Below are 12,485 nucleotides of genomic sequence, written 5' to 3'. Positions count from 1 at the left end.
GGCCACGACATGAATACGAGCATACTACCCTACCGCGCCAAGTTGGTCCTTACCTTGGCATGCAGCTTGATCGCAGGAACCGCTCTCGCATCGCATGCGTGGGCTCAAGATGTTTCCGCAAACGAACGAAAGGGCATCGACATCTCCGGCAAGTGGCGCGGCACCCGCGGCCTGGTGACCAGGGGCGATGACGGCAAGGTCGTCTTCCTCTATGGCGAGGTGCAGCCTTCCGTCGTCTGCTCGCCGCTGCAGGTCTGCGATATCGAGCTGCAGCCCGGCGAGGTGGTGCGCGACGTGCTCGTCGGCGACACCGTGCGGTGGAAGGTCGAGCCCGCGACTTCCGGGGCCGCCGGCGGGCAGGCGATCCATCTGATCGTCAAGCCGTCCGAGCCGGGCCTTATCACCTCGATGGTGGTGACGACCTCGCGACGCACCTATCATATCCAGCTCAAATCCCATCCCACCCAATATATGGCGCGCGTCGGCTTTGAATATCCGGAGGATGTGTCAGCCAAGCTCGCCGACATCAACGCCAGGCTAGAGGCAAGCACGATCCCGGGCGCCAACGTGACCGCCGAGCAGCTCAGTTTCTCCTACGCGATCTCCGGCCGCGCCGGCTGGCGGCCGACACGCGTCTATAGCGACGGCCAGAAGACCTACATCCAGTTCCCACGCACGATCTCGGGCCAGGATGCGCCGGTGCTGTTCGTCGTTTCCGGTGGCCAGAACCGGATCGTCAATTACCGCATGAAGAACGACATGATGATCGTCGACTACAATGTCGACCGCGCCGTTCTCGTATCCGGCGTCGGCTGGAAGCAGGAGAAGGTGACGATCAAGCGGGGAGGGCGGTGATGAAAGCTTCAGCCACGCCCATCACACGTCGGCTCGCTACCGCCGGTTTCGTCGTCCTCCTCCTTTCCGGTTGCCAGTCGCTTGAGACCGATGCTCTTGTCGCCAGCAAGGCGCCGCCGGAGATATCCGGTGCGGCCGCAGGCGCGGTCGCCGGCGACATGGTCAGCCGTCTCGCCGAGCAGATCGGGCCCGGCAAGGCGACGATAGCCCTCAAACCCGATGCCTCTCCCTACGGCCAAGCGCTCGAGGCCGCCCTCAAGGGGTGGGGCTATGCCGTCGTGACAGACCAGAAGACAGATGGCGGCAAGAGCGTCATCCCGCTCGCCTATATGGTCATGCCGTTCGAGGGGCAGGTGCTGGCCCGACTGTCGACCAGCACTGTCGAACTCGGACGCGCCTACACTGTGACCGCGAGTGGCGCGACGCCGGCAAGCGCGCTCTCGCTGCTCAAGCGCGGGTGAGGGGAGAAAACGATGATACAATCTCTCAAGCTTGGCGGGGCCACGAACGAGGAGGCCCAATCCGGCATGCGCCGGATCAACCGCCTGCCGATCATCATCGTGATCGTGCTGGTGATCGCCTTTCTCGGGGTGATCTTTTACGGGCTCACCTCACGCGGGCTCTTTTTCAAACAGGACCCCGGCCTGGAAACCAACACCGGAACGCCTGCCTCGACTTTCGCCGATCAGATCAAGCGCGGTATCAGCGATGGCATTATTGGCGACACCGAGCAGCGGGTTGCGTTCCAGCCGACGCCGGTCGAGAAAAAAGAAGACAAGGCACCGAATCCCTTTACGGCGCAGCCGGCAAGGGAGGAACAAAAAACGCAGGTACTGGAGCCAGATACGGTTTGGCGTGCGCGTCTGCAGCGTGAGCAACAAGAGCAATATCTGCGCGAGCGGCAGCGCCAGAGAATGGCGCGGCTGCAGGCCAACGACGCGGCCTATGACGCGCCGCTTGCCATCGACCGCAGCAAACTGGAGGCGAGCGCCAAAACCAGCGACCAAACGCCGGCTGATACGTCCACGGCATCGCCAACGGCAACCGCAACGATGCCGGACCTTTATGCCGCGGCTCTGCGGGCAGGGCTCGCGGAGCAGAATGTCGACCAGAATGGCCAGAAGTCCAAGGAGGATTTCTTCAACGCCGATCTCAAGGACCTGGGATATCTGCCGAACCGCGTCGTGCCGCAGCAGTCCCTCTATGAGCTGAAGCGCGGTTCGGTCATCCCGGCGACGATGATAACCGGCATCAATTCGGACCTTCCCGGGCGTATTACCGCTCAAGTCGGCCAGAACGTCTATGATAGCGCCACGGGCCACCGGCTTCTGATCCCGCAAGGGGCGAAACTATTCGGCCGCTATGACAGCAAGGTGTCGTTCGGGCAAAGCCGCGTTCTCGTTGTCTGGACGGACCTCATTTTCCCGAACGGCTCAACGCTCCAGATCGGCGGCATGGCCGGCACCGATGCTCAGGGCTATGCCGGATTCCACGACAAGGTGAACAACCACTATTGGAGAACGTTCGGCTCGGCCGCACTGATCGCGCTGATCGGGACCGGGATCGATGCGTCGCTGCCGGAAAGCTCGACGCTCGCCACGCAGGAGACGGCTTCTGATGCGGCAAGGCGGAATTTCGCGGAGAGCTTCGGCCGCGTCGCCGAGCAAACCATCAGCCGGAATCTCAACGTCCAGCCGACGCTTGAAATGAGGCCGGGATATAAGTTCAACGTCCTCGTGGATCAGGACATCGTGTTTCCAGGGGCGTACCGAAACTAGGCAACTGACAGCAAGCAATGCGATCGTCAAGGCGACCTATACCGTCGTCGATCGCTCCTACAAGACCAATGCGAAGGAGCCGGAATGTACCCAGCTATTCGAGGCTGTACCTTCTCGCGTGCCAATGATGCTGCATCGCGAGACGAAGGCGTCCCAGGATCGAAGGCACGCAGGTCACGAGTGTCGCCGGTGCTGCCGGCGAGGAGATCCATCCCGACCAATATGGCCGGTCGACTAACTGGCCTGCTTTGCTGCGTTCTTCCACTCGTCCGCGAACTTCGCCGGCCTGGACCTGGACCGGCCGGACCGGTTCTACTGGGGCGCCCCTCAATGGTCTCGTCGGCCGCCCCGTCGAGCGGCGGCGGAAGGCGAGGGGGATGTTCTATCCGGTCACGGAGGCGCTGAAGGTGGAGCGGGACAGATGCCGCTATGCAGCGGGTGTCGTTTCGGACACAGGTGGTTTGCGCAGCGACGAGAGGCGGTATGCTTCAGGGCCCGTCCTGGCGGTTTATACTTCGTATAGACAAACAAGTCCGTCGAACATGTAGGGCGCTTCGCCCTCGGACTTCTGGATAATGCAGGAGAAGAAAGGGGCGAAGCGATTGGCAGAAAGTCATAGACCGAAGTGCCCGGCCATTGGCCGTATATTGCGTCGAAACAGGAGCAGTCCAAAATCGTTCCTACAGGTCTCGCCCGGCGTGCTCTTCATAGAGCGGATGGGTCCTCACCGAAGCGATGATCCGGCTGAGTTCGCGGTTCGCCACTTCACGGGCAGCGCCCGTCAGCGGAACCCATTTTATTTGCCTCTCATTATTCTCCGGAAAATAGGGCGCGATCGTTTGGACAAACAGGAGATGGACGGAGACGCTATACCGCAACAGGCGTCCTTCCTTGTAATACGAGAACTGGCCTATCGCCGGTTCTAAAGTGACGCCCTTTGCGCCCGCCTCTTCAAAAGCTTCGCGTTCGGCAGCCTGCCGAAGACTCTCGCCGAGTTCGACATGTCCCTTCGGAATGCCCCAGGTACCATTGGTGCGGCTGGCAACAAGGGCGATTTCGTCCTCGTCTGGTCGATCTCCCATGCGCAAACAGATTGCCCCGGCTTGTGCAATTGCCAGCGGCGACCCCTGTTCGATCCCTGTGCTACCAACGCTATACGCAGCTCTCATCGTTGCTTCCACGCTGTATTGAAAGGCGCCCGGAGACGTTGCCACTCTCCCGGTTATCTGCGATCTTGTTTATGACAGTTTAGCCCGTCTTATGCACGATGACAGGTCTGAAGGGTTGGCGGATGTAGCTTAAGCGATTGATTTGGCGTAGGATTCGGTTGTCTGAGCCACTCCTTTCGACCACATCTCGCGAGCCACACCCGCCATGACCGACGATATGTTGCTGCCGTTCTCATTTCCAGCCGTTGGACGCAAGAAGATCCGAGCCGCGTTCGACGGCGGACGCATCAGCTCGGATGGTGGCGTCATGTTGTTGGCGGCGGCCGAGCGGCGCCTACAGCTGGCCGACCGGCTTGCCGCGGCGATCCACGATCCGCGTGATCCACAGCGGGTGACGCATGCGATGGCCGATATCCTGCGTGCCCGCATCTTCGCCATCGCCTGTGGCTATGAAGATGCCAATGATCTCGACCGACTGCGCACCGATCCGGCCTTCAAGCTCGCCTGCGGGCGGCTGCCCGACAGTGGAACGGACCTGTGCTCGCAGCCGACCTGCTCGCGATTGGAGAACCTGCCGGACCTCAGGACCGTCATCCGCCTGGGCGGGGTGCTGGTCGATCTGTGGCTATCGAGCTATGCTTCGCCGCCCAAAAGCATCACGCTCGACATCGACGACACGCTCGACGTCGTGCACGGCCATCAGCAGCTCTCGCTCTTCAACGCTCATTACGACGAGCGCTGCTTCCTGCCGATCCACATCTACGACGCCGCCACCGGCCGCCCCGTCGCCATGATCCTGCGTCCGGGAAAGACGCCGACGGGCAAGGAGATCCGCGGCCATCTGCGTCGCCTTGTCCGGCGCATCCGCGCCCGCTGGCCGACCACCGGCATCCTGATCCGCGGCGACGGCCACTATGGCCGGGCCGAAGTCATGCAATGGTGCGAGGGCAACGGCGTCGACTACGTCTTCGGGCTCGCCGGCAATACGGTTTTGAGGCGGCTCGTCGATGAAACCGCCGATGACATCCGCACCCGCCGCGCGCTCGAACACAAGCCGGCGCTGCGCGGCTATACCGAAACCCAATACAAGGCGAAATCCTGGAAGGCGAAACGCCACGTGTGCGCCCGCATCGAGGCCACGACGATGGGCCTCGACATCCGCTTCGTCGTCACCAACCTCGCCAACGGCTCGGCCGAGCACATCTACGACGTGGTCTACTGCGCCCGCGGCCAGGCCGAAAATCTGATCAAGATGCACAAGAGCCAGCTCGCCTCCGACCGCACCTCCTGCCGATCACCGATCGCCAATCAGGTTCGTCTCGTCCTGCATACCGCCGCTTATTGGCTCATGCTCACGCTGCGCGACGCAGTGCCGAAAACACATCAGCTCAGCAAAGCCGAGTTCGCCACTTTGCGCCTCAGGCTCCTCAAGCTCGGCGCCCGCGTCAGCGAAACCGTCTCGCGCATCCGGCTGGCCTTCGCCGCCGCCTGTCCCGAAGCCAGCTTGTTCCGCGCAATCGCCATCGCCCTGCAGCCGGCACCACCATGAGCGCCGGGGCAGTGAAGCCCCGCTGAGCCCGACACCTTGACCCTCCAGCGCGTTCAACAAGTCCAGCCCAAGCCGCGGTGAAATAGACGCCGCAACCATCTGCGCCGCCGCAATGCGCGCCATCCGCCCAATCACCCTCATGAATAGGACGGGTTAGTGACTATCCTTCCAGAGGAAAAGAAGGTGGAATCCGATGAGTGAAAAACGCAAGAAGATCTACCACGCTCTCGTTGATGGGGCGACGGAAGGGCTATCCGACAAGGCGCTGTATGAGTTTGTCGTTCAACGCTGCCGGAAGGCGTCGAGCAAGAAGATTGTTCGCGCGGCCATGCTGGCTTTGACCGATCCGGATGTGACCGATCGTCATGTACTGAACACAATCTTCGCCCTTGCGATCAAGCACCGCATCGACGAAATCGGTCGCGGCGATTTGGAACAGGACGATGGAGAAAACGAACATCCTGGACCTGTTCCGTCGCGGAAGCGTGTGAAGAAAGAACCAGATGCATCAGTGCTTGCATCGCCGGCCGCGCCTAACCTAACCGCCGCGTAGGCGAATTCGCAGCTCTGGTCGATGGGCTCGCCAATTCGCAGAAAGCTGATGGGCATCATCACTGGTCCGTGATGACGTTCATGGTCGCTCGACCTTAGCGTACGAGGCCTTTATCGACCCAATGCAGCGACGGCCGATTTGATGGTGATGCCGCCATCTGCGCATCTGGCGTCCGGTGGCGAAACGGAAGACCTGCATCAATTGCAGTGCCGGCGGCACACGCGACCAAATGGTCTTGATGGCTTGGCGACCACTGCGGGTCTTGCGAACAGCCTGACCATCAACGACACGCTGGGACCAGCGAAAGCCCATCTCGTGGAAATAGAGATCGACGTGCTGCGGACTGATGTGATGAAACACGCCGGCGATGGTGCGGCGGATCCGGGAATTGAAGCCTTCCACCGAATTGACGTGAACCGCATCGCGAACATACTCGCGACTGGAATGGTTCACCGTCTCATGATCTGCAAAGCTTTCACCGATCGCCATGAATGCCTTCGCTTCATCGCTCATCAATCGCGCATCCGGGTCGATCTGCGCTTCGATAGCACGCTCTGCCGCCCGCAATGAGAGACCGGTGACGACCGCGGCGCGCGCATCGCCAGCAGGTGTGCCAAGTGCGGCGTCCGCCGGTCGTTGCACCATCCCGAGGACCGGCGTTGTATCCGTGTTTGCCTGACCTTTGCGGCCGCGTCCCGGCGGCGGTTCATCTGGCCGCTTTCTCGGCCTGCCGCCGCGATGGAAGTGGTCGATCTCCACTGTGCCGGCCAACATGGTCTCCCGCGCCCCCATAAGCCGCAACGCATGACCTATCCGCCAGGCGGTCGGTCGGCTCACCCCAAGGATCTCCGCCAACGTACCGAGGAGTTGATAAAGGTCGCGTACGATTTTGCGCGGATCTTGTTCCGACCCCTTGCGACCGCGCCGGCGTGCCGCCGCCAGACCAGCGTTGACCCGCTCCGTGATCAGCACTCTCTCGTATTCGGCAAGCGTACCAAACAGGTTGAACAGGAATGCGCCGTGCGAATTCGTCGTATCGATTGCTTCCGTCAACGAGCGGAAGGCGACCCCGCGTGTCTTCAGATCCTCAACGATCCGAATCAGGTGGGAGAGTGACCGGTCCAGACGGTCGAGCTTCCAAACAACCAGCACGTCACCTTCGCACAATTCTGCAAGGCAAGCCTTCAGCCCCGGCCGATCGTCGCGTGCGCCCGAAGCGCGATCTTGATGCAGGTGACGCTGATCGACCCCGGCCGCGAGCAGGGCATCGCGCTGCAAGGCAACCGACTGCCGCTCATCACTGCTCGATACCCGCATGTAGCCAATCAACATGCACGACAAACCTCAAATTGGGATTTGCCGCACAGTCTCACATTCCGACAGCGTTTGTCGCGTAAAAAGTCGCCGGCTCTTCCTATCGATTTCCACCAGCCGAACCGCTACGCGGAAATCATCTGTTTTCCGTTGTGGGACCTATGACGCAGGCGATCTGGCGCGCCACATGAACCAGGTAGGTAACAATGCGAGAAGGAATATCCCGAAAACAACAAGGAAGCCGTCCTGGAATGCGGCATTCGTTGCCTGAGCCACCACGCTCTGCCCCAGAAAAGAGGCCGCAGTAGGCAAGAGCTGGTTCTCCGGCAGCCCGGATGCCCGCACCAGACCGGCCACCTCGCGAAGAAACTCCATGGTGGTAGAATTGTCGCTGGTCTGCGTCGCTGCGAACGCATCCGCGTGCATGATCGTTCGCCGCTCGATAAACACTGTCAGCAGGTTCACACCGAAGGCGCCACCGAGCTGCCGGATGAAGTTCACCGCCCCCGATCCCTGCCCGAGAAGATGGCGCGGCAGGACTTTCAGCGAACCGGACGAGATCGCCGGGAACACAAGGCCCAATCCGACGCGCGAGATTACAGTCCACCATGCCAGGGTCCAGAAGGCTGTGTTCACATCCGATGCGGACATGAGCCACGAGGACCAGGCAAAGATTGCCATACCGACAGCGATCATGATCGCAGGCGCCATCCTGTCGGACAAACGGCCAGCAATCGGGAAGACAAAGAGCATGGCAAACCCTGACGGCATCAGCAGAAGGCCGGCCTGGGTCGGGGTCATTCCTTGTATTTGCTGCACGAAAACCGGCAGGAGGTATGTCGAGCCGAAGAGGCCGGCTCCCATGATGAAGGAGACAAGGGAGGCGGAGGAAAAGGCGAAATTGGCGAAGAGCCGCATGTCCAGCATGGGCTTTTTCGTGTGCATTTCCCATCCGATGAAAGCCAAAGCGGCCACTATCGAAACGACGAACCCAAGCAAAATCGTATTGGAATCCCATCCCAGACGCTGCGCGCTCGACAGCGTGCTCAGCAGGACAGCGAGAAAGACGGAGAGGATGGCAACTCCAACGAAATCGAACGCCGGCAAGGGGCCTTTTTCCTCCCGGCCGGGAAGAAAGAGGTTCGAAAGAAGTATGGCAATGCCCGCAAAGGGCAGGCCCAGATAAAAGACGAACCGCCAGTTGAACGCGTCCATAAGCACGCCGCCGATCCAAGGTCCGAGCGCCGGGGCAAGAACGACGCCCACGCCGTAAATTCCCATTGCGGCTCCGCGTTTGTCGGGCGGGAAAACCTTGAACAGCATGATCATCGCCAGGGGCTGCACGATGCCGGCCGCCGCGCCCTGCACGACGCGTGCAAGGGTTAGGATCGTTTCATTCGGCGCAAATCCCCCGACAACCGAACCGAAAAGAAAGATCGCCATCGACACGTTCATGGTCAGCCGCATGCCAAACGCACGATCCGCCCAATCCGCAAGGAGCATCGTCGCCGTCATGGCTGCCAGAAAGCCGGTCGAAATCCATTGCGCCTGAACCGAGCTGATCCCGAATGCACCCATGACAGCAGGAATAGCGACATTCACGATCGTGGTGGACAGCACCACGGAAATGGTCGCAACCATGATCGTCCCGGTCGCATACCATTTGTAGGCAGGGCCGTGGTGCTCGAAATAGCGGTCAATCTGCGACATCGACATAGACTTCGACCATCATGCCGGGACGCAGTTGCACCCCGTCGGGATTGATGGAGATCCGGAGCGGCAGGCGCTGGGTGACTTTTGTGAAGTTACCCGAGGGATTGGGGCTTGGCAGAAGCGCGAGTTGGCTGGTCGCTGCGCCGCCCATTGCGGTCACCTCACCTGCGAATTCCCGGCCAGGGAAGGCATCGACGGTAATGCGGGCCTTCGACCCCATCTGGATGCTGCCGAAACTGGTCTCCTTAACGTTGGCATCGATCCATACCTCATCAGGGGCGTGATACATGACCAGCCGCGTTCCCGGTGTCACATATTCGCCGACATCAACGAAAGTGGCATCGACAATACCGGGGAAGGCCGCGCTGATCGTGCGGTTTGCAAGGTCGATCTCCTTGAGACTGCGCTCCGCCTCAGTTCCTGTCCGTCCGGCCAGTACCGAAGCGACCTGGGAGTCCAACACATCCATCTGCGCTGCGTCCGCCTCAACAATGGCCAGATCGGCTCTTGCGCTCTCGATCGCGGCGGCGGCCGCACGTTCCTGTTGCACGGCTGCGTCAAGCGTCGCACGGGCATCTTCGAGATTTTGCTGCGAGGAGACGTTTTGACCAGCCAGTTTGGTCACCCGGTCGTGTCGACTCTGTGCGTTCCTGAAAGCGGCCAATGCTGCTTCATGGTTCGCATTGGCAGCCGCAATGCTGGCTGCCGCGGCTTCACGACGTGCAGCAAGTTGCTTCTCAAGCATCATCTTGCGCGTTCTAATCTCAGCCAGTTGTGCGTCTGTTGCATCAAGCTTCGAAAGAACCGCCGAAAGCTGGGGTTCGGAGGACTCCCGATCGATGGTGGCGAGCATATCGCCCGCGTTGACAGAATCGCCGACAACGACCGGTAAGGCCGTCACACGTCCGGCGACCTCGCTTGATACCGTCACGATGTTGGCCGCGATCCGGGCGTCATCGATGTGGATTTGCGTGAACCGCGCCCGTAGCCAAGGTGCGCTCAACCAGATGGTGCCTCCGACCAGAACCCCGATAATAAGCAGTTTGAGCCATTTCACCCGGCTGCGCCTGGGTGGGGAGAAATCTTCTGCCCTTTCGGAGGGAGTATTGCCAATATTAGGACTATTCGCCTTCATATTATCCATTCTGGTCACTTCTCAACAGTTCAAGCCGGGTCTCGATCTGGCTCAGGACCCGTGTGGCGGTTCGCAGGTCGTCGGGTGACACTTCCGCGAGGAGTTCAGCCCGGCTGGCAGCTGCAATCTTCTTCATTTTGTCGATCAGTGGCTTGGTGCCGTCGGTCAGGTGAAGCCTCTTGGCCCGTCGGTCGTCTTCACACGGATGTCGCTCCACAAGGCCGTCGGCCTCCAGCCTGTCCAGCAGACGCACCAAGGTGGCCCCTTCGATCCCGAGCGAATGAGCCAATTCAATCTGCGTCACATCCTGACGTCTGGAGAGTTCAAAAAGCACTCTCCAGCGAGCCTGTGACAAGCCGAGTTCACGAAACTGTAGATCGACATGCCTCGTCCACTGGCGCAACACCGTCGCCAGTGAACGGGTGAAGGACTCATTCAGATCCGGGGCACCAGCCATCGATCCTCACTACAAGGTAGCTTGAAAATAACTAGTCACCTAATTAATGTAGAGCAAATTATCTGGCAAGCACCATTTCGAGGACAGGAGTCGCCGATGTACACAAACATCCTCCTCTGCTACGACGGATCACGCGAAGGACGGTTGGCACTCCGTGAAGGGGCGCGTTTGGCCCAAATCACGGGCGCCGGGGTGACCCTTTTGGCTGTCGTTGAAACCGTATCGGGAAATGCGTTGGCGCAGGCGGCCGATGCCAGCGTGTTGAGCTATCAGCAAGATGAATTGCGGTCGATCCTGGACGAGGGGCGACAAAGGCTCACAGCCATGGGACTAGCCCCCCGCATTCGGATGCAGTTTGGCGATCCTGTGGCCAGCATCAGTAAGGTGGCCGCTGAGACAGGGGCGGATCTCGTCGTTGTCGGACACCACCGTCACGGGTTCTGGACTCGTTGGCTGAGCCGGTCCGTTGCTGCCGAGCTGAGCGACAGCCTTGGATGCAGCCTGCTGTTGGCGCAAAAGGTCGTGGAGGATAAGGACCTTTTTCCAAAGACCTAAGGGCTTTGAACCCAGCGCATCGCTTCCGTAACAGTATGTCCAGACCACTGCCGTGTCTGCTACTTGCACGAATTTGCCGACCATCAATCGCTTCAATCCAAGCGCTTTCGATGTCCCCTAGCGGGTACTATTGCAGAAATGCCCACGGAACCTCAACAACGCGCGCGAGAGCAGCGCGGTCTTCGGATGATTGCTTTGTCGTCGATCTGCGGTATCGAACTATTCCAGTGGCTTGCCGCCGCTTGCTCTTCATCGATGGGGTGATAACCTCTCCCAAACCGTTCATTCAGGACGATGTGCAGGGTCGATGGCCATAGCCGGCGGGACGAATTGCGCGGGGCTGGATGAGAGTCCCTGTCATCGTCCCTGGTGTTGCAATATGAGGATGAGCAGCGGCCCTCCGAGCAGGGCGGCGAGAAGGATGACTGGTATTGCAATTTGCATCGCAAGCCGGGACCATTTTTTCAGCATTGTCCGGCTCCGGAAAAGCCCGGACACTCTGACGCGGGATGTCCAGCTTCCCGGCCGCCTCAAGGCCACTCCTGGCGTGTCCGGGACACCGGTGAATGTGTTGCGAATCCAGGCCACAACGGCCCCATGCCGCGATATGTGAGACGTGCGCGCATCTGCCCGATCAGGCCTTACGAGATGAAAGCAGCCGGCGCAGGGCCGACAGGATGCCGATGCCGAGCGAAAGGCTGCTGCCGAGGTTCTCGATACGGTGGCCCGCGGCAGTGGCCATCTGCACCATGCCTTGCGTTTCCGCCGCGATTGTTTCCGATGCTGCCGCCTCCATGTCCTCGAGCGCCTGCAATTCCGGCGAACGCGGTTCTCGCAACGAGTAGGCGAGGAGGATCAGCGCTGCGACGAGATAAATTCCGGCGATTGCCATCGCAGCACCGAGGTCGCCGAGCGGAACCCTGATCGCGAGGAACAGGGCATAGGTCGCAAGCCCGGCGGTAACGACGAAGGCAGCAACCGCGAGCGCGCCGGCGATGGCGCGCCGGATGATTTGCCTGAGAAGAACCTGGCGGCGCAGCAGCGCCACGCGGCCGTAGAGTTTTGCGGAACTGAGAGTGGACATGGTTGACCTTTCGGGCGAGGCGGAAAACGGCTAGCGGAAACGGCGGCTGATGACGACGCCGGCGGCAAGGCCGACACCGAGCGCGACAAGCGCTGTCAGCCGGGGAAACCTGTCCAGTTCACCGGCAAACTCATCGACAGTTTCGTTCACCAGCTTCAGCAAGGTTTCGACGTCGTGCGGTTCCGTGACATTGCCTGCCGGCGGCTCATCTTCGCTTCTGTCGTCGGACGGTACCTTGCGGGCATGGGCTTCGATTTCCGAGCGCAAAGCCAGGATTTCGCTCATCAGGTTCATTCGCCTTCTCCTTGAATCTGCGCCGGAGG

Annotated in this window: 12 protein-coding genes and 2 pseudogenes; 6 read left to right on the top strand and 8 right to left on the bottom strand. The window is 60.6% G+C overall.

Annotated features, from left to right (window positions below; all coding sequences use genetic code 11):
• The first annotated feature begins 9 nt into the window (after window positions 1-9).
• Genes trbG through trbI form a run of 3 tightly spaced genes read left to right on the top strand, consistent with a single transcriptional unit; the run spans window position 10 to window position 2,633 of the window.
• Window positions 10-855, top strand: a complete 846-nt coding sequence (trbG, locus tag RNA01_RS14240) for a P-type conjugative transfer protein TrbG (protein WP_147180886.1) — start codon at window positions 10-12, stop codon at window positions 853-855.
• Complete coding sequence (trbH, locus tag RNA01_RS14235; protein WP_147180885.1) at window positions 855-1,316, top strand: conjugal transfer protein TrbH; 462 nt, start codon at window positions 855-857, stop codon at window positions 1,314-1,316. Before trbG ends, trbH begins: the two co-directional genes overlap by 1 nt.
• Window positions 1,317-1,328: 12 nt before the next feature.
• The gene (gene trbI / locus RNA01_RS14230; protein ID WP_147180884.1) at window positions 1,329-2,633 is read left to right on the top strand and encodes an IncP-type conjugal transfer protein TrbI; all 1,305 of its coding nucleotides are present in this window, start codon (window positions 1,329-1,331) and stop codon (window positions 2,631-2,633) included.
• A 680-nt stretch (window positions 2,634-3,313) separates the two neighbouring features.
• Here trbI and RNA01_RS14220 read toward each other — a convergent pair.
• Window positions 3,314-3,715 carry an NUDIX domain-containing protein gene (locus RNA01_RS14220; protein WP_235916640.1) on the bottom strand — a complete coding sequence of 134 codons (402 nt, stop codon included), beginning with the start codon at window positions 3,713-3,715 and terminating at the stop codon, window positions 3,314-3,316.
• Between the two features lie 292 nt (window positions 3,716-4,007).
• On the opposite strand from RNA01_RS14220, the gene RNA01_RS14215 reads away from it, so the two are divergent.
• Window positions 4,008-5,351 carry an IS1380 family transposase gene (locus tag RNA01_RS14215; protein ID WP_147180882.1) on the top strand — a complete coding sequence of 448 codons (1,344 nt, stop codon included), beginning with the start codon at window positions 4,008-4,010 and terminating at the stop codon, window positions 5,349-5,351.
• Window positions 5,352-5,544: 193 nt separating this feature from the next.
• Window positions 5,545-5,904, top strand: a complete 360-nt coding sequence (locus RNA01_RS14210; RefSeq protein WP_147180881.1) for a hypothetical protein — start codon at window positions 5,545-5,547, stop codon at window positions 5,902-5,904.
• 110 nt (window positions 5,905-6,014) lie between these two features.
• Here RNA01_RS14210 and RNA01_RS14205 read toward each other — a convergent pair.
• The 5 genes and pseudogenes from RNA01_RS14205 to RNA01_RS14185 form a co-directional block, all read right to left on the bottom strand.
• A pseudogene (locus RNA01_RS14205) lies at window positions 6,015-6,759 on the bottom strand (IS1595 family transposase); the annotation flags it as partial.
• A 72-nt stretch (window positions 6,760-6,831) separates the two neighbouring features.
• Window positions 6,832-7,221, bottom strand: a pseudogene (locus RNA01_RS14200) (recombinase family protein); the annotation flags it as partial.
• A gap of 156 nt (window positions 7,222-7,377) precedes the next feature.
• Window positions 7,378-8,928, bottom strand: coding sequence for a DHA2 family efflux MFS transporter permease subunit (locus RNA01_RS14195; protein WP_210245758.1), 1,551 nt, complete (start codon window positions 8,926-8,928; stop codon window positions 7,378-7,380).
• Window positions 8,915-10,075, bottom strand: coding sequence for an HlyD family secretion protein (locus RNA01_RS14190; RefSeq protein WP_147180879.1), 1,161 nt, complete (start codon window positions 10,073-10,075; stop codon window positions 8,915-8,917). The genes RNA01_RS14195 and RNA01_RS14190 overlap by 14 nt, the downstream gene beginning before the upstream one ends.
• Window positions 10,068-10,523 (bottom strand): MarR family winged helix-turn-helix transcriptional regulator, encoded by a 456-nt coding sequence (locus RNA01_RS14185; protein ID WP_147180878.1) that lies wholly within the window; start codon window positions 10,521-10,523, stop codon window positions 10,068-10,070. The genes RNA01_RS14190 and RNA01_RS14185 overlap by 8 nt, the downstream gene beginning before the upstream one ends.
• 96 nt (window positions 10,524-10,619) lie before the next feature.
• Here RNA01_RS14185 and RNA01_RS14180 point away from each other — a divergent pair, with 96 nt between their 5' ends.
• On the top strand, window positions 10,620-11,078 hold the full coding sequence (locus RNA01_RS14180) for a universal stress protein (protein ID WP_147180877.1): 459 nt from the start codon (window positions 10,620-10,622) through the stop codon (window positions 11,076-11,078).
• A gap of 634 nt (window positions 11,079-11,712) precedes the next feature.
• Here RNA01_RS14180 and RNA01_RS14175 read toward each other — a convergent pair.
• Together RNA01_RS14175 and RNA01_RS14170 are read right to left on the bottom strand one after the other, a co-directional pair.
• Complete coding sequence (locus RNA01_RS14175; protein WP_147180876.1) at window positions 11,713-12,162, bottom strand: hypothetical protein; 450 nt, start codon at window positions 12,160-12,162, stop codon at window positions 11,713-11,715.
• Between the two features lie 30 nt (window positions 12,163-12,192).
• On the bottom strand, window positions 12,193-12,456 hold the full coding sequence (locus tag RNA01_RS14170) for a hypothetical protein (protein WP_147180875.1): 264 nt from the start codon (window positions 12,454-12,456) through the stop codon (window positions 12,193-12,195).
• Window positions 12,457-12,485: the final 29 nt, after the last annotated feature.

Source organism: Paenirhizobium naphthalenivorans, assembly GCF_007992095.1.
Lineage (GTDB): Bacteria > Pseudomonadota > Alphaproteobacteria > Rhizobiales > Rhizobiaceae > Allorhizobium > Allorhizobium naphthalenivorans.
Note: the sequence above shows the minus strand (reverse complement) of the source record. Positions and strands in the feature narration are given on the sequence as shown.

Coding starts and splice junctions, on each gene's coding strand:
- trbG (WP_147180886.1), top strand. CDS start 10: ATGAATACGAGCATACTACCCTACCGCGCCAAGTTGGTCCTTACCTTG.
- trbH (WP_147180885.1), top strand. CDS start 855: ATGAAAGCTTCAGCCACGCCCATCACACGTCGGCTCGCTACCGCCGGT.
- trbI (WP_147180884.1), top strand. CDS start 1,329: ATGATACAATCTCTCAAGCTTGGCGGGGCCACGAACGAGGAGGCCCAA.
- RNA01_RS14220 (WP_235916640.1), bottom strand. CDS start 3,715: ATGGGAGATCGACCAGACGAGGACGAAATCGCCCTTGTTGCCAGCCGC.
- RNA01_RS14215 (WP_147180882.1), top strand. CDS start 4,008: ATGACCGACGATATGTTGCTGCCGTTCTCATTTCCAGCCGTTGGACGC.
- RNA01_RS14210 (WP_147180881.1), top strand. CDS start 5,545: ATGAGTGAAAAACGCAAGAAGATCTACCACGCTCTCGTTGATGGGGCG.
- RNA01_RS14195 (WP_210245758.1), bottom strand. CDS start 8,928: ATGTCGCAGATTGACCGCTATTTCGAGCACCACGGCCCTGCCTACAAA.
- RNA01_RS14190 (WP_147180879.1), bottom strand. CDS start 10,075: ATGGATAATATGAAGGCGAATAGTCCTAATATTGGCAATACTCCCTCC.
- RNA01_RS14185 (WP_147180878.1), bottom strand. CDS start 10,523: ATGGCTGGTGCCCCGGATCTGAATGAGTCCTTCACCCGTTCACTGGCG.
- RNA01_RS14180 (WP_147180877.1), top strand. CDS start 10,620: ATGTACACAAACATCCTCCTCTGCTACGACGGATCACGCGAAGGACGG.
- RNA01_RS14175 (WP_147180876.1), bottom strand. CDS start 12,162: ATGTCCACTCTCAGTTCCGCAAAACTCTACGGCCGCGTGGCGCTGCTG.
- RNA01_RS14170 (WP_147180875.1), bottom strand. CDS start 12,456: ATGAACCTGATGAGCGAAATCCTGGCTTTGCGCTCGGAAATCGAAGCC.